Here is a 20,708-nt window from a genome sequence, read left to right as displayed (position 1 = left end):
TGGAATTCATTATAAATATTCTTACTCATGAAAAATCCTCCGTCCTATTGATTAAATCTATTGAAACACAAAAAACCCCAGAAAGGGGCACTTTTTTATAAGTGTCCAGTATCTGGGGTATAGTTCACTATTGTTAATCGCGGTTATTAAATTCACGGCATTTGGATTCGAGGTCATCGATCATTTCAATCAGACGGTCGATGTCTTCGATCTCAGTGTCTTCAGGCTCAATAGCTTCCAGTACGTCCAGGAACATATTTAAGCGCTGCTTTAGAAAAGTAACTTGTGAATTTTTATCTTGAATCGGACTGCCCAAAAACGTTCTCTCCTTTCGTCTCGATTACATCCTACATGAAATCTGTGGTTTCAGCAAATAAGTATTTTTAATTAATATACCCGTCTATGCCGCCCTGCAACATGAAAATGGACTAAAAATCATCCTTTTACTGTTTTCCTTTTAAAGGAATAGACACTATTATAGAAGGGGGGCAAACCTGTCCATTGAGGAATGTATTTTAGACTGACGGCAGTATGTCAGTCATTCAAAGGAACAATTCAACCGGCACGATGAGCACCCATTCTGATATTTACCATAAGAAAAGCTAATGCCAAAACGGCATCAGCTCTTTATTTGCTCCTCTGTAACTCCGGCAGCCTTTCCTTCACGGCTGGAGTCAGCCGCTCCAAATAAACGGCCTTTATCCCGGTCGATCTGGATAGCCTGCACATTTCCGATCCGGCTTGGCTTATCTCCAAATTCAAATCCCATGGACTCCATTTCTCCCTTGGTTTCCATGCTGATGCCCGGTTCCCACTCAATAAGCGGGCCTGTTGTGGCAAAAATCCGGGGTTCTTCAATCGCATCCTTTAAATTCATGTTATGATCAATAACATTCACGATCGTCTGAAAAACCGAGCCGATAATAGTCGGGCCGCCTGGAGAACCAAGGGTCAGGACTGGCTGATCATCGTTAAACAAAATCGTCGGGCTTTTACAGCTGACCGGCCTTTTGTCCGGTTTTGGTTCATTGATGCCACCAGGGTTGGCATCGAAGTCTGTCAGCTCATTGTTTAATAAAAATCCGTATCCCTTTACCATAATACCTGACCCAAACGGGTGCTCAACGGTGGAGGTACACGCAGCAATATTGCCCCATTGATCAACAACCGTGAAATGGGTCGTTTCACTTTTCTCCAAATCATCCGGCTGGCGGATAATCGGCTTTGGTTCGCCCTCCTGGTATTTCCATGGGTTCCCAAAATCGATGGCATCATTTCTTCTTTTAAAATTGATGGCTTTGACCCGTTCAGCAATATAATCATCATGAAGCAGCCCTTCAATCGGGAGATCTGTAAATTCAGGATCACCTGAATAGGCAACCTTGTCAGCAAAAGCCAAGCGCATGGCCTCCGTAATCAGATAATACTTCTCCCAAGACTTTGGATCATATTGGCTTAAATCAAACTTCTCCAGGATTTTAAGTATTTGAATGACGGTCACACCGCCTGCACTCGGAGGCGCGGACGAAGCAATCTTATAGCCTTTATATTCGCCCCATATCGCTTCATCAATCGTAAGCCTGTAATTCTTCAGGTCCTCAAGCGTCATAAAACCGCCTTCTTCTTCAAGACTTTTTATTATGGCTTCGGCAATTTCCCCTTCATAAAAAGATGAAATCCCTTCTTTTTGCAAGATCCGGAATGTCTTCGCTAAGTGCTCCTTAACCAGACTGTCCCCTTCCTTCAGGGATTTGCCTTCAGGGAAATAGAACGCTTTTGCCTCTTCACCAAGTCTGTAATGAAAGTTCTGAAGAGCTTCCTCCAGTACCCAGTTCACTTCCACACCGCTCTCAGCAGCTTCGATTGCCGGCTGGATCAGATCGGCTAACGGCTTGGAGCCGTGTTCCTCAAGAGCTGTATCAAAAGCCTTTAAAATACCAGGAATACCCACTGCTGATCCATGGGTAGAGCGTTTGCGAAAATCGATTACTTCCCCGCTTTCATCGAGGAACATCTCGGGATGTACGCCTTTTGGCGCCCGTGTGTGGCCATCATATATTTTTACATCTTTCTTTTTATTATCATAAACCATTAAAAATCCGCTTCCGCCGATGCCTGTCATCATCGGTTCCACGACATTAAGAGCAAATTGGATGGCTGCTGCAGCATCTACTGCATTGCCGCCTTCCCGCAATATTTTTTCACCAATATCTGTGGCAACTGAATGCGGACTGACAACCATCCCCGCAGTACCAACAGCTGTTTCTCTTTCGTGTGATTGCTTTTCCATATCGTTTGATAATGATTTCCCTCGTCTATAGCCCATAATGTAACCTCCAAAAATTGTCCAGTATCTATAACTAAGGGTTACCCCCGCAGCCGGTTTATAAAACAACCATCATTAGGAAAAAAAACAATAAAAAAATCCTCCACTCCTAAGAGCAGAGGATTTTCATATCATCGATTAAAGGTTATTGCTGTTTTTTTGAGTTTCTGGGCTGTAGGTAACGGCACTTTCACCGCGCTCTGTCGGGAAAGCAGTATTTGTGCTGCTCACTGCGCCTGTACCTTGATAGTTTGAGCCTGTAGAGGTTCCGGTGTTTTCAACAGGGTTTTCCATTAATTCCGAGCCAGCTTCTTTCACTTTTGACCCGATACCAGCCAGCTCGCTTTTTGCATCCTTCGCTGTTGACATTGCATCGGTTGACACGTCCTTTACCACATCCATGTTGCCGAAAACATCTTCATTGACGCGCTGATATAAACTTTGTGCGTCTTTAATGGCATCTTTCAGGGTATTCGAAGCACTCTTGAATTGGTTAATCATGTTTTCCTTTACATCACCGGGATTTTCCCTTACTTCTGAAATAAGATTGGCAGAAGAGTCCTTAAGATCCATCGCTTTTGTTTTCACTTTCGTTCTTGTTGAGGTATCAAGCATAGCTAAGGCTCCGCCAATAATACCGCCAAGCACAATCCCTTTCACCAGCTTGCTGTTTTGCCCGTCATCATAATTCATGTCCAAATTCTGACCATAATCAGACCTTAAACCAGTTGTTGTATTTGTCGTATTATAAGTGTTATTCTGTTCCATGTTAATATCCTCCTCTTAATTTAGGTAGTGTTTATCGTTGATATTGAGTTAATTCCCGCCGGAGGAGAAATTAAACGTTATTCTGTCATTTTTAGTCCAAACTATCGATTGACAATAGATACCAAAGACTAAATAATGACAAAGGACTTAGATTTTTTAAGGAGATACATATGAAAACACAACTTTTACCCATTACACCAGAATATGATCCATGGGAAGCTTATTCTGACATTGATCAGCACGGAAGAATGGTGCTTTCAAATATTGAATTTACCACAACAGTCTTATGCAATATGCGCTGTGAACACTGTGCTGTCGGCTATACCCTTCAGCCGAAAGATCCTGACGCATTGCCAATCGATCTGCTTTTCAAAAGGCTGGATGAAATTCCTCTTTTAAGATCACTGAGCATAACAGGCGGGGAGCCGATGCTTTCCAAAAAGTCGGTTGAAAATTATGTTGCGCCGCTTTTACGATACGCACACGACAGAGGGGTCAGAACACAGATTAATTCAAATCTGACGCTTGAGTTATCCCGTTATGAAAGTATTATTCCTTATTTGGATGTCCTTCATATATCTCATAACTGGGGAACCGAGGCGGACTTTATTGAAGGCGGCTTTGCGATGATGGAACGAAAGCCGACAATAGAGCAGCGCCAGCGCCTTTTTAACAGGATGATTGAAAACAGCAGGGAACTCGTAAAAGCGGGGGTAATGGTTTCCGCTGAAACCATGCTCAACAAACGGACATTGCCTTATCTTGAAAAAATCCATAAACAGATTACGGAAGAAATGCATTGTCAGCGTCATGAGGTGCATCCTATGTACCCCTCAGACTTCGCCTCCTCATTAGAAACATTAACTCTTGGAGAAATGCGATCAGCCATCCATCATCTTCTCGATGTCCGGAATGAGGATACCTGGATGCTGTTTGGCACCCTGCCCTTTTATGCCTGCAGCAGCGAAAAGGAAGACATGGAGCTTCTAAGAAGACTGCACTCATCCAGAAATGTGACGGTCCGAAATGATCCTGACGGAAGATCACGTCTTAATGTTAATATTTTCACGGGTGATGTCATTGTCACAGACTTTGGCGATACACCGCCGCTAGGAAATATCCAGACCGATCAGCTTGAGGATATTTATCAGAAGTGGAGCAGAACGGACCTTGCCGATTCACTGAACTGTCATTGTGCCGGTGTTAAATGCCTAGGCCCTAACGTTCTTGTGAAGAACAGCTACTATAAAAAAACAAATTTTAAGACGAGACGTTCGAATATCTAAAAAAATCAGCCAGCCCGGATATTGGGCTGGCTGATTTTTTTTACCTCGGTCTTTCCGAAACAACAAACCCGAATGTCACATGATCCTGAATCGGAATCCAGGCACCTATTCCCTGTGAAGTGACATTTTTAATGACGATCATTTTTTTACTGCCTTTCAGCATCAAATACACTTCTCCATACGTGACTTTCCCCTTTTCATTAATGGCAGGAGCATAGCCGTATAGATAGCCTAATCTTTTAGGCGGAATATTATAGATATGATCTTTTTTGGTGCCTGCACCTATAATTGTTTCAAAAGCAAGCGGCAGACCTGATTTCTCCATGGCTTTGAGGAGCATCATCTTTTTAACATCCTCTGCATTGGGAACCTTGGCGGTAAGTCCTCCGCGGACAACCTTCTGAGCTTCCTGCACATAGTGAATTTGGTATGGCGCCTTGCCGCCCCGGTTATCGAAATAGTTTGTATTTATCCTTTGATATTCCCAATTAGGGGAGGTTTCAGCAGACTGATAATTTAGCGGCCACTGACCGAGATAGACGATCGCTCTATAGCCAAGTGCGAACGGAGTGCTGCTGACAGAGGTTTCATTCAGCATCCGGATGAGATCCGGATTTTCGATCGTAACCTTCGACGAATCAATGAGCTGCTGAGTTAATTCGCTCGGCTGCAGTGTCGGCATATCCTGCGCAGGGTTCGGATACGTATTTTCCTTCGTTACATTCAGCACCGAATTAGGGATAGTGATTGCTTTCTGCGGCTGTTTAGCCGGCTTCTCAGCCCCTTTCTGTGCTTCTGCGGCCGGATGGAATGACAGCAATAGTATTAGACCTAAAAAAAGAATGCTTACGTATTTTTTCATGATGTCTTTCTCCTTTCAAGTCACAATCTTTTTAGGGTTGATATTAGTTTTTTCGGAGAAAGCAGTTATTATCCCTCCCATGAAAAATAAGCTTTGTTTCGTTACTTTGTAACAAAAATGTAAAAATCAGAATATTTACAAATATCAAATAAAAGTATATAATGAGGTTACTAAATTAAAGGAGGGCAGTGGAAATCAACCCCACTACTATGTAAAAGGAGGAGAATCGTTTTTTTGTTAAGTCATCTGCAAGTCAGGTTAATGATCTAAAATCAGCATGAAGGTTGGTGATCAATGACAGAAAGCGAACAGAACCATTCTCTGAGTAAACATAATCCTTTAAGAAAAGTACTTAAATACCCATATAAATAACCGGCCCTGAGAATTTTCAGAGCCGGTTTTCTATTTGCTATAAAAGGTAAAATCCGATTCCCATGATAACGTAAGCTGCCAGCAGAGTGGCTCCTTCAAACCAGTTGGTTTCCCCGTCATTGCCGATGACAATCATCAGCAGGACGGCCGTCACCATGGCAATCAGCTCAGGCAATGTAAAAACAAGCGGCATGGCTGTCGGGAATATCAGTGATAGCAGTACAAGAACCGGCGCAACGAACATCGCCACCTGAAGTGTGGATCCAACAGCAATTTCAACTGCAATGTCCATTTTATTTTTATACGCCATAATGATGGCAGAAGCATGCTCCGCCGCATTTCCGACGATGGCCACAATCACGACCCCAATAAACAGCTCTGTCCAGCCAAACACTTCCCCTACTGCTTCAAAGGTATGCACCAGATTCTCTGATACATAGGCAACCGCAATAGTCGAAATAGCCAGCACCGCAATGGCCTTCCCTTTGCTCCATTCCGGGGTTTCCTCCTCATGAGAGCTTTTGCTCTCCTCTTTTGATTGATAGACGCCCCGATGGGTGACCAATTTGAAGAACAAAGCCGCTAAATACAGAACGATTAAAATGACAGAAATGCCGATGCTGAACGTAATCGTTTCAGCTTCATCCATGGTCATGGAAAAAACCTCAGGGATTACAAAAGCCACAATGACTGCAAACATCAGGAGTCCTGAATTGTGGCGTGCATCGAATACATTAAAAGACTGGGTCTTGTATTTTACTCCCCCAACGAAAAATGACAGCCCAGCAACTAAAAGTAAATTCCCCAATACGGATCCTGTAAGTGATGCAAGCACAACGCTGATCAGGCCAGCCTTTAACGCAAAAATCGAAATGATAAGTTCAACCGCATTCCCAAAGGTGGCATTCAGTAATCCGCCAATTCGGGGACCCGCTACTACGGCAAGGCTTTCTGTTGCCCTCCCCATATAACTTGCTAATGCGATAATCGTGATGCAGTATATCCCAAACAGCACTATATTGGACCAGTGCATCAATGTTCCGATGATAGACAGCGGAACACCCGCAAATGCCAATACCATGAACACTTTATTTGTCATATCTTTAGCTCCTTACGTTTTATAATATTTTTTAGTATTGCCTGCACATTCGTGCCTATGTGATTATATGCTGAGACTTTATGTAAAACGTACTTTCTCTTTAGCCATTTTTAGAAAGAATCAAACTTGTTAGAAAAGAGGAAGGCCCCCGCCTATCGGCACAAGAATACCTCGAGCCGATGGCGCCTGGAGCTAGACAATTATCTAACTTCAGAATTTTATAATTAAATATAAAAAGCTGCCATCTAAAGCAGCAGCTTTCTTCGTTACTTTATCGCATTTTTTGCCAATGCCTGAATTGTCATATCATCCATCGGCGGGTTATGCAGCCCGGCTCGCACATCCCTGTAATAGCGCTGCAGCGGATTTTTCGCCGATAAACTGCGCGCACCTGCCACCCGCATGGCCAAATCGACTACTGTAATGGCCGCGTTCGTTACAGCAAGCTTAACCGCTCCCAATTCCGGCTGCATTCCGCTTCTCGTATCATCGTTTGCTTCATCCCATTTATTTGCAACTGAATAAAGGAAATGGCGTGCTCTCATGAGTTCAAATTCCATCTCGCCAATTTTTTGCTGAACATTGGGCAAATCAATAATGGCACCCTTTATGCTGTTCGGTGAATAACCATTCGCAAAGGCAATCGCATAATCCTGAGCAGCCTGTGCAATGCCCAAATAACAGGCCGGAATGTGGAGAAGCCAGCCGGCCGCGCCTTTTTTGCCGGGCTGAAACATTTCAACAAGCGCATCTTCCTTCACCCTTACATTTTTTAAAAGAAGATCATGGCTGCCGGTTCCTCTCATAGCAATACTGTCCCACGTCTCCTCAATCTTCAGGCCAGCAGAGTTTCCCGGAATTAAAAAGTTCCCTATCTCTCCACTTTCTTCAATGGTGGCGCTCACATTAAAGTAATCCAGCAAAGGAGCCATGGTGGTAAAGCTTTTTCGGCCATCAATAAGCCAGGAATCCCCCTCTTTTCGTGCAGAGGTAACAGGCTTGCCTCCCCTTGTAGGGCTTCCCGTCTGCGGTTCTGTTGCACAGTTATTCATTAGGGCACCCTTTTTGACGTCTTCACACAGTTTCTTAAATACAGCTTCTTCCCAGTTGTTTTTCTCGCCAAGGCTCTTGATAATCCCCATATGCCAGCCAATGGACAGGGCGGTGGATCCATCACCTTCCGCTATCTTTTCCTGAAGTTGCAGAAATTCTGAAAGGGAGATTTCTTTTCCCCCATAGCGCTTAGGGACGGTCAAAGAAGTGTAGCCGGATTCTTTTAGTTCTTTTATATTTTCAAACGGAAAAAGGCCTTCTTCATCATTTTTAGCGGCTCTTGATAAAAAATTTTGTGAGAGTTCTTCCATGAGCATGATTCTTTCTTCGACGGTTTTTACATCCTGGAATTTCAATCTGGGGCACCTCATCTCTACTGAAATTCTTATTATTTTTATAGGAATTATTATACTATTATTATTCTGTCTTTCACAAAAGTACGCTCTTTATAAAAGGCTCTTTTCGTATAAATTGTTGTTTTTCGCTTATCAATGTTGTCCGTTGATTGCAGTGAGAGGATGCTCGCTTTCCACTACAATCAACTCAGTAAATATAATATAAATAGCAACAAACTTTGCGAAAACAGCCTTATAAAAAAACAGGAAAGAGGCATCCCCTTTCCTGTCTGCATGTTAAATAAGTTCAAATGTCTCTTCTATTTCAATGCTATCTTCCACTGAGCGCACCATTGAACAATTCCTTCTGGTCAATTCCAATGCCTTGTGGAGTTTCGCCTCATTTAAATCTGTTCCTTTAATAATGAAGTGGATTTGCACCTTTGCCACCCGGTCAGCCTTTTCTGGATTTCTTTCTACACTGGTTCTTATTTGGATATCCTCGAATTCCAAGCGCATTTTTTTCATGATTTTTCTCAAGACACCGCCGCTGCAAACAGCCAGCGAAGCGACAAGCAGCTGGTACGGCCTGAAGCCATACTCTTCATCACCGGCCACCTCCAGACGTCCAAATGGCAAATCGGCATAAAAGCCTGCTTCTTCCTTCATTTTAAATTCCATCGTATTCGCCCCTTTTATCTTATTATTAGTAGAGATTACACTATTTTGCCTTCTATGACCATAAACTTACTCTTGCCAAGATTCCTTATTCCCGATACCATCATTTAGGAGACATTTATATTTCACGTCAGAAAAAGAGGTTTTTTTATGAATAAAGAAACAATGCGATTTTGGATTCTCATCAGCATTGTGGCCATTTCCGGCTTCAGCCAGGGAATGCTTCTGCCGCTAATTGCGATTATTTTTGAAAATGACGGCATTTCCTCGAGCTTAAATGGACTAAATGCAACTGGTTTATATATTGGCATCCTTCTCATTTCACCTTTTATGGAATATCCATTGCGAAAATACGGGTACAAGCCGGTCATCATTCTTGGAGGGTTACTAGTTGTTGTATCCCTCATGCTTTTTCCGCTCTGGAAATCGTTTTGGTTCTGGTTCATCCTTCGGCTTCTAATTGGCATCGGCGACCATGCCCTGCATTTCGGAACTCAGACATGGATCACCTCCTTTTCTCCGGAAAATAAACGCGGCCGGAATATCTCTCTGTACGGACTTTTCTTCGGAGTGGGGTTTGCTGTGGGTCCATTAATGGCACCGCTTGTCAAAATCAATGAAACCATGCCGTTTATCATTTCTTCCATTCTATGTCTGATTGCCTGGCTGTTTTTATTCTCATTGAAAAATGACTTCCCTGAACAGTCCATTGAAATTAACTCATTCCGGGAAACGATGAAGCGTTTTTCTAAAGCCACGAAATATGGCTGGGTTTCCTTCCTTCCGGCAATGGGCTACGGGTTTCTGGAAGCTTCATTGAATGGCAGCTTTCCCATCTATGGCCTGCGCATTGGGCTCGAAGTTTCAAGTGTTTCCCTGCTGCTGACTTCATTTGCGATCGGGGGCATCCTATTCCAGCTTCCGCTAGGCATCATGAGTGATAATTTCGGAAGACGCCAAGTGTTAATGAGTGTTCTTTTTATCGGGTTTATCAGCTTTGTCGCTGCAAGCCTGCTTGAGGAAATCGTGCTTGCGCTGACCATTTGCCTGTTTATTGCGGGCATGGCCGTCGGATCAACCTTCTCACTTGGCATCACCTATATGGCAGACTTAATGCCAAAGAACCTGCTTCCGACCGGCAACCTGCTTTGCGGCGTAGCCTTCAGCATCGGAAGCCTGATTGGCCCCTACTTCGGCGGCCTTTTCATTGAATTATTCAAGACAATCAGCTTCTTCAATATTATAAGTGTGATGCTATTGATTATTTTTGGTGCCGTCACCTTTTTCGGGCACAAGGGGCAGGTATTGGAGAAAAGCCAATCTTTCTAAATACGTAATAGTTGGAGCTACAAAAGATTAATATTAGATTAAGCTTGCAAATGCAGATTAAGTTTAAATTACTGAGTTGACTGGAATGGTGGGTACTTGACTCCTCCCCGCGGAAATCAATGGTCAGAATTCGTAACCAAAAATTATTATTAATTTTTAAAGACCGTTTAGCTTCTCTTTTCATAGGCTATATAGTAATATAAGTGTACTAGATTACCATAATTTTATAATGCAAGCTGCATTACTGATTTTCACGCTGTCACCTATCTGGTGGCAGCTTTCGTTGTTTTTTAGGGTTATTGAATGTGATTATTCTTCTCAATAAGACTACTGAAAAACATTAAAACCATTTTAGGAGGACAAACGATGAGTATGGAGGCAAAGGCTCTGCTTAAAGGCAGCAATCGATCTGAAGAAGGTCTTTTAGAAAAAATCAAACCCCATGCTGAATTAATTGCCGCACTTCTGAGCGGTGTATTGATTCTGACAGGCTGGCTGTTAGACCGTAGCGGAATGGAAACACCATCGATTGCCGCTTACCTGCTGGCTTTCGTAATCGGCGGTTTTGCGAAGGCGAAAGAAGGAATCGAAGAAACCATTGAGGATAAGGAATTGAATGTTGAAATGCTGATGATCTTCGCTGCAATCGGCTCAGCCATTATCGGCTATTGGACAGAAGGCGCCATCCTGATATTTATTTTCGCAGTCAGCGGTGCGCTGGAAACCTACACCATGAACAAAAGCCATAAGGAAATTTCTTCTCTTATGGAGCTGCAGCCTGAAGAGGCTCTGAGGATTACAGACGGTTTCGAAGAGCGTGTCCATATTTCCGAGCTGAGTATCGGTGATTTTATTCTTGTAAAGCCGGGTGAGCGGGTTCCCTCTGATGGAACCATAGTGAAAGGCCATTCATCGCTGGACGAAGCCGCCATTACGGGTGAGTCACTTCCTGTTTCCAAAGGCGCGGATGATCAGGTATTTGCCGGGACTGTGAATTTGAACGGATCGATTACAGTTGAAATCACGAAACCGACTAACGAAACTCTTTTTCAAAAAATTATCGAGCTTGTGCAATCAGCTCAAAGTGAGAAATCCCCTTCACAGCTTTTCATTGAAAAGTTTGAAGGCACCTATGTCAAAATTGTATTGGCTGTTGTTGTTCTGATGATGTTTGCTCCACACTTTCTGTTAGGATGGAGCTGGACGGAAACCTTTTACCGGGCCATGATCCTTCTTGTTGTCGCATCCCCCTGTGCCTTAGTCGCATCCATCATGCCTGCGACTTTATCAGCCATTTCAAATGGAGCGAGACACGGCATCCTTTTTAAAGGCGGTGTGCACCTCGAAAACCTGAGCCATCTTAAGGCGATTGCCTTTGATAAAACCGGCACACTGACAAAAGGAAAACCGGAAGTAACCGATGTTGTAGTCAAGAATGGGCTTTCCAGGGAAGAACTGCTTCTAAAGGTCGCATCCATTGAAAGTCATTCAAACCACCCGCTGGCTAATGCCATTGTCAAATATGCCAAGAGCACACTTACAGAGCCCCTTATCCACCCGGAGAGCATTGAAGATGTTACGGGATTCGGAGTCAAAGCGAAGGTTGACCGTGATGAATGGAAAATCGGCAAAGCCTCTTTTGTTGGTAAAACTGAGGCCATGGCATTTGAAGACGGAGCTGCCGACCGCATGGCAAGCGAAGGAAAGACGGTTGTATTTGTCCAGAAAAACGATGAAATCGTCGGCCTCCTCTCTCTGAAGGATGTTGTCCGGGAGGAAACCAAACAGGCCATTGACCTTTTAAAGAAACAGGGAATTTACACAATCATGCTGACAGGTGACAGCCAGACAACCGCAGCAGCCATTGCTGGCGAAAGCCATGTCAACGAGCATATTGCCGAATGCCTGCCTGAAAACAAAGTGGAGCATTTGAAAAAGCTGAAGGAAACATACAGCACTGTCGCCATGGTTGGTGACGGAATTAATGATGCCCCTGCTCTGGCCACCGCCAATGTCGGAATTGCCATGGGCGAAGGAACGGATGTAGCGCTTGAAACGGCTGATGTGGTTTTAATGAAAAATGACCTTCCGAAAATTGCAGAAGCCATCGAACTTTCAAGACGGATGAATACTATCATCAAACAAAATGTCATCTTCTCCATCACGGTCATCATGTTATTAATTGCATCCAACTTCCTGCAGCTGCTTGACCTTCCTTATGGCGTTATCGGCCATGAAGGGTCAACCATTTTGGTTATTTTAAACAGTCTGAGGTTATTGAGATCATAAAGAAGGCCTGGGAATTCAAATTCCCAGGCTTTTTTATATTCTGGCGCAAGATCCTACCCCCTCGAGGCGTCGGAGGTGAGCACCAAGGGAAAGCTTCCTCGGATGTGCTTCGCAGGAACAAGTGTGTTTGTTCCGAAGGCGCTTCCGCTTTTCTTTTTAGTGATAACCGTTCTGGCCGTTAGCAGAACCGGATGTTTTTTGTTTTGGTTTGTTTTTGCCTTTTTGCTTAGTGCCGCCGTCTTTTTTCGTGTGCTTTGTCATATCGGTCCCCTCCAATGTATTCATTTTCCCCCATTACTAGTGTGTAACGGAGTGGGGCTTTTTAAGAAGGAAACTTTTATCAGCAGTCCTCTTTATTGATCTTCGAACTGATGGCATTGATTTCCCCGCCCAGAATGATAATAATGCCGGATATGTAAAACCAGATCATAAGAACGATAATAGCTCCAATACTTCCATAGGTCGCGGAGAAATTGCCAAAACTGCTGACATAGTATGAAAAAGCAAGGGAGGACAGCACCCAGCCGACTGTTGCGAAAATGGCTCCAGGCACAGCGCTAATACAGGTTAATTTTTTATTGGGGGCTATCCAGTACAATCCTATAAACACCACAAAAAGGATAAATGGACTCACTAGCCAGCGAATCATATTCCATATAGCCAGAAATTGGCCTGACAAACCAAATTCCGAAGAGATAAACAAGCCAATCTGTCTGCCGAAAACAGGAAGAAGCAGAGCCAGTACAAACACAAAAATCATCGCAAACGTAAGCAGAATCGCCATCCCGCGTGCTAAAATAAAATGACGGGTTTCCTTTACGTCATACGCCTTATTGAAAGCCTTCACCACGGCATTGATTCCATTTGAAGCTGACCAGAGCGTCGCGATGATCCCGAAAGAAAGCAGCTTTCCATTTCGCTGTGTAATTTCATAGATATTGGTTTCAATGAGCTTCATGCTCTCTCCCGGTGCAAAATCACGGACAACATTTAAGATATCCTGCTGTGTGATCGGCAAATAGGGAACGAGCGTGACCAGGAAAATCAGCAGAGGAAAAAGAGAGAGAAGAAAGAAATAGGCCAATTGGGCAGCCAGTCCAAATACATCATCTTCTTCTACTCTTCTCCATAAGTTTGGAATCAGAGCCGAAAACGTTCGTCCCATTCCAACACCTCACTTATTATTAATGCGGAATCTGAACCGAATCGCCAGCAGGTTTTTCCGGCAGTTCGCCTGATCCCTTCAGCTTAATATCTGAAAAGGCCTGCTTTGTATTCTGTACAATCTGTGTTACTTCCGGTGCCATTTCCCTTATTTCTTCAACAGTGCCAGTAATAAAAGCAACGTCTTCACTAACCTGGTCAATTGCGGTTTTGACCTTATTGGAAACATCCTTCACCTGATTCACCGCTTCACTTGGGTGTTTTAAGTAGTAGCCGACATTGCTGGACGTTTTTCGGCAGTTGTCAACCACAGTTTCCCTTGTAGATTTATCAAGCAGGCTTAACGCACCGCCTGCAAGTGCTCCATATAGTACACCTTTCCAAAACAATGATTTCCCCATATTTTATTCTCCTTTTTGTAAAATTATTATATGAAAATTTTATTCAATTTTTTCCCTTTTTTTCGTTTAATGAAACCTGTCCTGTATTATCTTATGTAAAATGTACAAACTTCTCCTTTATTTTCTACTAATTTCTATGGTACATGCAAGCCTAATTTAAGTTGACAATTTGCTGATATCGTGGAAAGATGAAAAGAAAAGTGTGTTCGTCCTAATACATAGCTATGAGAGGGTGTCAGTAATGAATAATTTATCGGAGAAATCGGTTGAGAATGTGGAGTTTATGATTGAGGCTATTAAGGAAAAGTTGAAGGTTTTGAATTTAGGTGCTATTAAGCCTTCGCATTTTGATGAGGAAATGTATGAGGAATTGAAAGATATTTATGATCTTGTTATGAAAAAGGGTTCGTTTAGTCCGAATGAGATGCAGGCTTTGGTTGAGGAGCTTGGGAATTTGAGAAAGAATAGATAATTTGGGAGCAGCCGTTTAGGGCTGCTTTTTTGATGGGATTGGTTATCCTAATAAGCTTAATATGCAGCTGTTGATTTTGGTGCTGATTTCCGCTGCAGGGTCCCGCTTTACGTGGGCGTCCCGGGAGCCTCCTCCGCTCCAATCAGCACGCGATTAAAAAGGAATTAGGAAATCAAAGCCCTTATGAAGAGTAAATTCATTAATCAAATAATAAAAACCCCCTGCCAGTCAGGCAAAGGGCTGATCATTATCCTAACAATTTAAGCGATTCACGTGTGAATGCAGGAATATCTTCCGGCTGGCGGCTTGTGACTAGCTGGTTTTGGCAAACGACGACTTCTAAGTCCTGGAATTTGGCTCCTGCGTATTCCATGTCGACCTGGATGGATTTGTAGCCGGTTGCGTCACGGCCTTCGAGTGATTTGGCTGTCAGAAGCAGCTGCGGTCCGTGGCAGATCGCGAAGACTGGTTTCTTTTCGTCCATGAATGATTTGGCAAATTGGACGAATCGGTCATCGGCACGAAGCTGATCCGGTGAGAATCCGCCTGGCAGGAACAGTGCATCAAACTCCTGCGGATTTACATTATCAATGCTCTGATCTATTTGAACAGTGGCTTCACCCTGTTTGCCTTTAACGGATTTGCCTTTTTCCTTTTCGATTGTTACCACTTCATGCCCTGCTTCTTTGAAACCTTTGGCAGGTTCCGTGTATTCACTATCTTCGAACATCTCGGTAATTAAACATGCGATTTTTTTACTCATCTATACCATCTCCTTTTAAATATCTTCACATAAGGAGATTTCCCTGAATGGACAATTTTAAACGTAAAAAAGCATGTTACACTCCGCTGTCCATTCTTCTCGCAAAATCAACAAACCTGAATTTGTCCGGCCTGTGCCTGGATTCTGTGTACTGAAAAAGGGTAGCATCATCGAAATAAATATAATTTTTCACCACGACAATGGCATGGAATCCTTCCATATCCAGAAGCCTGCGGTCTTCTGCAGTCGGTTCTTCAACTGTAAATTCCTTTTTGGCAAAGCTGATTTTTTTGCCGAGCTCGCCCTCTATATAGGCAAAAATAGAGCTCTGGCAGATATCCTTGGTTAAGCCGGGGACATATTTCTCAATTAAAAAATCCTTGTCCAAAATAATCCGCTCATCCTCAATTTTGCGGACCCGATAGACTTTCCAGACCTTTTCTTCTTTATTAATATTAAGATGCTTCATCTTTTCTGCGTCAGGCTGAATAAGCGAAAATTGGTCCACAATCGTTTCAGCACGCTGCCCCATCTTCCCGGCCAGCTCTTTAAAGCTGACCAGACCCGATATGGGAAACTGCAGCTTTTTTAAATCAAGGACCATTGAGCCCTTTCCTCGTATTTTCTGAATAAATCCGTTTTGTGCAAGCAAATTCAAGGCTTTGCGGATCGTTTCCCTTGAAGTGGAATACATACCCGTTAATTCATGTTCAGATGGCAGAATGGATCTGGCGGGATACTTGCCTTCCTGTATTTGCTGGGCAAGTTCTTCATAAATCATTAGATATTTATTATTTCTCATTTCAATCACCATTTCACTCAAGTTAACCCCATTCTACCATTAAATGAGCTTGCTTTGAATTATCGGTTGGACAGCTGGATAAAATACCATCCGCCTTCTGTTACGACAGGTTTGAAGGTTTTCACTTTCAGCTTCAGCTCTTTAGCAAGCTGGTGGATATCCTCCTCAGATGGGGTTGGATAAAGATTTTCAAAAGCAGAAAAGAAGCTGTTAAACACACTTGAAAACTCCTCGCCTTTTTTTGAATGAAGAATGGGTGTGATAATTGTAATGGATCCTTTCCGGCTAAGCCAGCTTTTCAATCGGGACAGCAGCTGCTTGCGATCCTCCGGCTGGATATAGTGGAGCAGGTTGTTGACCATTATTAAATCAGCTTGATGGTCAGGTGAGTATTCATGAACATCCGCTGTTACAATATTAATGTTGGAAATATCTTTGCAATTGGTGCGGGCAGACTCTGCGACGTCTTCATTAATTTCAATTCCCGCCAGTTTTGCATGGGGGAACTTCTGGCTGATTCTGCTTAAATAGCCGCCTTCCCCGCAGCCAATATCAATGATTCTTTCCATTTTATTTTTCTTAATGGTTTTCATTAGCCGCGGAAGTGCAAGCTGTTCAAGCAGTGATGAAGTTCTCGCGACGGTCGGTCCATGTTCTTCATGGTCAAAGGTATTTTTCGTATTGGAACGGAGCAGTTCCGGATAAGAGAGCAAAGTCGGGATATGCAATTCCATCATTTCCTTCAGGATGATTCCGGTGGAACGGGGGTTTTTCGGCGTAGACGGAAGGCTGAATTTAGATGCCGTCTTGATTTTATCCTTCCCCTTCTTTTTCAAATGGCGAATCGCCAGCCCCACCTCTACCCATCTTAAAAGCAGCTCTTCCTGAAGATTTCTGCTTGTGGCCACCTCTTTAACCGTTCTCCAGCTGCGGAACTGTGAAAAAAGGTCCAGCTCAAATCCAACATATGCATGCCAGCTGTATAAAAAGGGCTGGTTCTTTTTCATCCAATTTCGCGCTTTTAACAATCTCACATATTCATTTATCATGGCTGTTCAACCTTCTTCCAGGGATAGTCTTCTTTTTCTGTATAAAAACATTGGCTTTTATCAGCAGCTGATAATTCTGTTTTCCTTGCCGGCAGCATCCCTGCCTGAATCAATCGATCCCAAAGGCTCTCTGGCCAATAACCGAGACCTGACACATTAAGCATTTGCTTATATTGCAAGGTTTTATCTCTTTCGATCTGCTTCAGGCCTTTGCGGCGTATTCCGGTAATAACCCGGTTTGAGTAGGAATAGGCTATGGCGGATAAATGACTGAGACTAATCATATTTTCAGCGCGGGGCTTCCGGACTTTTTCATACCATTTAAGCTTGTCCGGCGAAATTCTTCCGCTCGCATACATCTCTGTAAGCAATTCCCCAAGTACATCTGCATCCTGAATCGCCATATTCATGCCTTCCCCTGCCATCGGGTGGACCGTATGGGCGGCATCGCCCAAAATCGCGAATCTTCCATCCACATATTTATCTGCATAAAAGGCTGTCGGAATCATCAGCTGAATATCTTTCCAACTTTTCAGCCTGGTCACATACCCTTCCAGCTCAGGAAACAGCTCAACATAATTTTTATGGAAATAGTGAATTCCTTTTCTAAGATGCTCCTTATACGTACCCTCAGGAATTAAATAAACAGATCGCACCTTCGCATCCGGCAGCGGAAATAATCCGAGGAACCGCTCATCTCTAGAGATGATTTTCCCTTCCTCCAAAGATTGTGGCCGGGGGAAAGTGACTGTGAGAAATTGATGGTTGTACTCAATTTTTTTAATTTTGCTGTTCATTTCTTTTCTGGTAATGGAATTTCTACCTTCAGCGCCGATATAAAAATCAGCCTTCACTGTCAGTTGCTCCCTAACATCCTTCCGCTCAACCTTTAATTCACCATTGTCATACCCTTTTGCCAGGGAACCTGACAGATAATGAAAATGTGAATATTGAAGCGCCTGATTCAGAATGATATCTTTCAGCTTTTCATGCTCAATCATAAGCGAGTAATCATACTCTCCCGGGAGAATGCTGTAATCCATGGCAAACTCCTTTTCCCCTTCCTCAAAAGCAATACGGGAAAAAGAAAAGCCATTGTTAAATATTTCATCCAAAGCACCAAGCTGATTAAAAATCTTCAGGCTCTTCGGCTGCAGGAGTTCTCCCTTATAAACGGAAGAGGGGGCATCCAGCTTCTCCAGGACGGTAACATCGATTTTGGCTTGAGCCAGCTTCAGTCCAAGTGTTAAACCGCCAATTCCTCCGCCTATAATGGCAACCTCTGTATTCAAGGACATGTTTCCACCACCTTTGCCTTTTATTTAACCTCCTTTTTAAAAAGCAAAACCAATGGATATGCTGATATTACAATGTCTGGAAAAAATTATAAGAACAAACTTGTGAAAATAGGAGTATGATTGTGATAGACACCTATCATTTCAAAATCCTGTATAATAGAGAGAGTCAAATCAATTAACGTTCCTTTTTTGGGCGATATATAGCATTATCGCAGTCTAATGGGCAGTAAGATCCCCACTAGAAACTGCAGTAAAATTCAAAGGTGAATTAACGGGGCCCAAACTGCCCGTAAGGCCCGATTAGTTCAACTAACCAATCAGCGGGAAAAACCCCCACTGATTGGAGTTTCACTTTAATTTTGGAGGCAATAAAATGAGAGAAATAGCAGTCGAACAATATATCCAAATGGACAACGCAGTTCCGATCGATGTCAGGTCTCCAATCGAATTTGAGGAGTGCAGCATTCCCGGTGCGGTCAATGTGCCGCTTTTCACTAATGAAGAACGTGTGGAAATCGGAACACTATATAAGAAAGAAGGATCTGATGCAGCTAAATGGAGAGCGATGGAAATCGTTTCACCTAAAATTCCATCCATGATGCAGAAAATCAGGGACCTGAAAAATGATGGCTTTCAGCCTGTCATATACTGCTGGCGCGGCGGAATGCGCAGCAAAGCGGTTACTACATTTATCACGTATGCGGGCGTTTCAATCCCCCGTTTAATTGGGGGCTACAGAGCGTATCGTCAATATATTCTTGAAAACACAGCAAGGCTGATTCCTGAAAAATCAGTTGTTCTCCACGGAATGACCGGTGTCGGGAAAACGGATGTGCTGAAGGTATTAAGTCAAAAAGGATATCCTGTTCTTGATCTGGAAGAAATGGCCGGACACCGCGGTTCGATCTTCGGCTCCTTTGGCATGGGGGACGGCAGCACACAGAAAACATTTGATGCCCTATTGTATCAGGCACTTTCTGAGGTTAAAGGCTCACCTTATATTATTATGGAAGCCGAGAGTAAACGGATTGGCAAGGTGGTTCAGCCGGATGAACTGCTGGATACTAAAAAGAACGCCATCCACATTGATATGTTTGCAAGCATCGAATCCCGTGTTCAGCGTATTATGAGAGACTATGTGGAACCCTATCAAAAAGAAGAGTGGTTCAAGCCGAAAGTGGATGAAAGTCTTGTTTTTATAAAAAAACGTCTAAAAGATACTGAAATCCGCGAACAGCTGGATGAGTCAGTTCAAACGGAGAACTACGAACTATTTATCAAGATTTTATTAGAACACTATTACGATCCGCGCTATGCTTTTAAACAGCATGACTATGAGGGAGAATTCCACCATGTGAATGCTGAAGATGTGGAAGCCGCTGCACAGCAGGTTATTCAAATAATTGACAAGAAAAATGCTCCCGTCCTATGACGCGGAGCATTACTTTTTATGAGCGACAAAAGTAATATTTTTATCAAACTCTGATAACTACCTATATAAATCAGTTGACACTGTGGTATTATGATAATAATATTGAACAAAATGTTCTTAATATGGAACTCATTATAATATATCCTATTACATACAAAATAAGGTGTGTGGTATACGATGATCGGTGATCGTGTAAAAAAACTTCGTCAGGAAAAGAAAATGTCCTTATCCGAGCTTGCAGACCAGGCCGGTGTCGCAAAATCATACTTAAGCTCACTTGAGCGCAACCTGCAAACCAACCCATCGATTCAATTCCTTGAAAAAATCGCTGGCGTTCTGAATGTTCCTGTGGACCATTTGATCCATGAGCAGATCAACAAGGAAGATTTGGATTCAGAATGGATGAAAATTGTTAAAGAAGCGATGGAATCCGGTGTTTCCAAGGAGCAATTTCGGGAGTTTTTGGACTTTAACAAGTGGAGAAGCGGACAAAAATCATAATTGCAATGAGCCTGAATACACAGGCTTATTTTTTTTAGCAAAATAAAAAGCATTTCTATTTAGAGATACCTCCAACAGAAATACTTAGCAATACCGGATATTTAAGCTTCCAACAGAATCTCTTTCGCTCTGTTATTATGTAAAAACTCTCTAATTTCTTCCTTTTGCAGGCCTAGGTTCTTTGCTTCCATAATTAACTGCATCCACTCCAAATCAATTCCATCGATCTTTACATTTTGTTCTGTCAACATTCTTCCCCCCAGGATACGTATCGTATTCCAGGCAATCCAGCCATCATAGTATTTTCCAATACCTTAGACCCGCGACTTTGCGTCCTCATCTTTCAATGAGTTTGCCTTTTTCTGTGCCTATCGGCTCAAAGAAATATTTTCCATAAGTGTATTCTACTATGGTCATATTGCTAACGTT

The 20,708-nt window shown here is 43.0% G+C and carries 20 protein-coding genes and 1 riboswitch; of the genes, 6 read left to right on the top strand and 14 right to left on the bottom strand.

All coding sequences use genetic code 11. The annotated features are described in order from the left end of the window. Nucleotides 1–133: 133 nt before the first annotated feature. The 3 genes from M3205_RS18740 to M3205_RS18730 all read right to left on the bottom strand — a co-directional run bounded on the left by M3205_RS18740 (nt 134) and on the right by M3205_RS18730 (nt 3,094). Nucleotides 134–316: an SE1561 family protein gene (locus M3205_RS18740; protein ID WP_035326476.1), complete on the bottom strand. Its 183-nt coding sequence runs from the start codon at nt 314–316 to the stop codon at nt 134–136. A gap of 303 nt (nt 317–619) precedes the next feature. Next, a complete protein-coding gene (ggt, locus tag M3205_RS18735; RefSeq protein ID WP_251171277.1) occupies nt 620–2,326 on the bottom strand; it encodes a gamma-glutamyltransferase in 1,707 nt (568 codons plus the stop codon). Between the two features lie 138 nt (nt 2,327–2,464). After that, on the bottom strand, nt 2,465–3,094 hold the full coding sequence (locus M3205_RS18730; protein WP_251171276.1) for a hypothetical protein: 630 nt from the start codon (nt 3,092–3,094) through the stop codon (nt 2,465–2,467). Between the two features lie 170 nt (nt 3,095–3,264). Between M3205_RS18730 and yfkAB the strand changes: the two genes are divergently transcribed. Beyond that, complete coding sequence (gene yfkAB, locus M3205_RS18725; protein WP_285886610.1) at nt 3,265–4,380, top strand: radical SAM/CxCxxxxC motif protein YfkAB; 1,116 nt, start codon at nt 3,265–3,267, stop codon at nt 4,378–4,380. Between the two features lie 40 nt (nt 4,381–4,420). Here yfkAB and M3205_RS18720 read toward each other — a convergent pair whose 3' ends face one another. The 4 genes from M3205_RS18720 to M3205_RS18705 all read right to left on the bottom strand — a co-directional run bounded on the left by M3205_RS18720 (nt 4,421) and on the right by M3205_RS18705 (nt 8,782). Continuing rightward, nucleotides 4,421–5,242, bottom strand: coding sequence for a YfkD famly protein (locus M3205_RS18720; protein WP_251171275.1), 822 nt, complete (start codon nt 5,240–5,242; stop codon nt 4,421–4,423). 409 nt (nt 5,243–5,651) lie between these two features. Next, nucleotides 5,652–6,713: a calcium/proton exchanger gene (gene cax / locus M3205_RS18715; RefSeq protein ID WP_251171274.1), complete on the bottom strand. Its 1,062-nt coding sequence runs from the start codon at nt 6,711–6,713 to the stop codon at nt 5,652–5,654. Between the two features lie 266 nt (nt 6,714–6,979). Then, the gene (locus M3205_RS18710; protein ID WP_251171273.1) at nt 6,980–8,122 is read right to left on the bottom strand and encodes an acyl-CoA dehydrogenase family protein; all 1,143 of its coding nucleotides are present in this window, start codon (nt 8,120–8,122) and stop codon (nt 6,980–6,982) included. A 276-nt stretch (nt 8,123–8,398) separates the two neighbouring features. Then, nucleotides 8,399–8,782 (bottom strand): OsmC family protein, encoded by a 384-nt coding sequence (locus M3205_RS18705; RefSeq protein WP_251171272.1) that lies wholly within the window; start codon nt 8,780–8,782, stop codon nt 8,399–8,401. A gap of 147 nt (nt 8,783–8,929) precedes the next feature. Here M3205_RS18705 and M3205_RS18700 point away from each other — a divergent pair, with 147 nt between their 5' ends. After that, a complete protein-coding gene (locus M3205_RS18700) occupies nt 8,930–10,108 on the top strand; it encodes an MFS transporter (protein WP_251171271.1) in 1,179 nt (392 codons plus the stop codon). Between the two features lie 366 nt (nt 10,109–10,474). Then, complete coding sequence (locus tag M3205_RS18695; RefSeq protein WP_251171270.1) at nt 10,475–12,397, top strand: heavy metal translocating P-type ATPase; 1,923 nt, start codon at nt 10,475–10,477, stop codon at nt 12,395–12,397. A 340-nt stretch (nt 12,398–12,737) separates the two neighbouring features. On the opposite strand, the gene M3205_RS18690 is transcribed toward M3205_RS18695, so the two are convergent. Together M3205_RS18690 and M3205_RS18685 are read right to left on the bottom strand one after the other, a co-directional pair. Continuing rightward, complete coding sequence (locus M3205_RS18690) at nt 12,738–13,562, bottom strand: YihY/virulence factor BrkB family protein (RefSeq protein WP_251171269.1); 825 nt, start codon at nt 13,560–13,562, stop codon at nt 12,738–12,740. A gap of 19 nt (nt 13,563–13,581) precedes the next feature. Further along, complete coding sequence (locus M3205_RS18685) at nt 13,582–13,962, bottom strand: YtxH domain-containing protein (RefSeq protein ID WP_251171268.1); 381 nt, start codon at nt 13,960–13,962, stop codon at nt 13,582–13,584. A 241-nt stretch (nt 13,963–14,203) separates the two neighbouring features. On the opposite strand from M3205_RS18685, the gene M3205_RS18680 reads away from it, so the two are divergent. Next, nucleotides 14,204–14,434 (top strand): DUF1128 domain-containing protein, encoded by a 231-nt coding sequence (locus M3205_RS18680; protein WP_251171267.1) that lies wholly within the window; start codon nt 14,204–14,206, stop codon nt 14,432–14,434. Between the two features lie 247 nt (nt 14,435–14,681). On the opposite strand, the gene M3205_RS18675 is transcribed toward M3205_RS18680, so the two are convergent. From M3205_RS18675 to M3205_RS18660, 4 genes are all read right to left on the bottom strand, one after another. Then, on the bottom strand, nt 14,682–15,197 hold the full coding sequence (locus tag M3205_RS18675; protein WP_251171266.1) for a type 1 glutamine amidotransferase domain-containing protein: 516 nt from the start codon (nt 15,195–15,197) through the stop codon (nt 14,682–14,684). Nucleotides 15,198–15,273: 76 nt separating this feature from the next. Continuing rightward, nucleotides 15,274–16,011: a trehalose operon repressor gene (gene treR, locus M3205_RS18670; protein WP_251171278.1), complete on the bottom strand. Its 738-nt coding sequence runs from the start codon at nt 16,009–16,011 to the stop codon at nt 15,274–15,276. A gap of 47 nt (nt 16,012–16,058) precedes the next feature. Continuing rightward, nucleotides 16,059–17,048 (bottom strand): class I SAM-dependent methyltransferase, encoded by a 990-nt coding sequence (locus tag M3205_RS18665; RefSeq protein WP_251171265.1) that lies wholly within the window; start codon nt 17,046–17,048, stop codon nt 16,059–16,061. Next, a complete protein-coding gene (locus tag M3205_RS18660) occupies nt 17,045–18,346 on the bottom strand; it encodes an FAD-dependent oxidoreductase (RefSeq protein ID WP_251171264.1) in 1,302 nt (433 codons plus the stop codon). The genes M3205_RS18665 and M3205_RS18660 overlap by 4 nt, the downstream gene beginning before the upstream one ends. 373 nt (nt 18,347–18,719) lie before the next feature. Between M3205_RS18660 and mnmH the strand changes: the two genes are divergently transcribed. Continuing rightward, nucleotides 18,720–19,778: a tRNA 2-selenouridine(34) synthase MnmH gene (gene mnmH / locus M3205_RS18655; protein ID WP_251171263.1), complete on the top strand. Its 1,059-nt coding sequence runs from the start codon at nt 18,720–18,722 to the stop codon at nt 19,776–19,778. A gap of 177 nt (nt 19,779–19,955) precedes the next feature. Next, complete coding sequence (locus tag M3205_RS18650) at nt 19,956–20,279, top strand: helix-turn-helix domain-containing protein (RefSeq protein ID WP_048010430.1); 324 nt, start codon at nt 19,956–19,958, stop codon at nt 20,277–20,279. Nucleotides 20,280–20,380: 101 nt separating this feature from the next. Here the strand turns inward: M3205_RS18650 and M3205_RS18645 are convergent, their stop codons facing one another. Continuing rightward, nucleotides 20,381–20,530, bottom strand: a complete 150-nt coding sequence (locus M3205_RS18645; protein WP_251171262.1) for an anti-repressor SinI family protein — start codon at nt 20,528–20,530, stop codon at nt 20,381–20,383. 27 nt (nt 20,531–20,557) lie between these two features. Then, nucleotides 20,558–20,646, bottom strand: a riboswitch (cyclic di-GMP riboswitch). Between the last annotated feature and the right edge of the window lie 62 nt (nt 20,647–20,708).

The sequence above is a fragment of the Cytobacillus firmus genome, from assembly GCF_023715565.1.
Lineage (GTDB): Bacteria > Bacillota > Bacilli > Bacillales > Cytobacillaceae > Cytobacillus > Cytobacillus firmus_C.
This window is presented reverse-complemented; position numbering and strand designations above follow the sequence as displayed.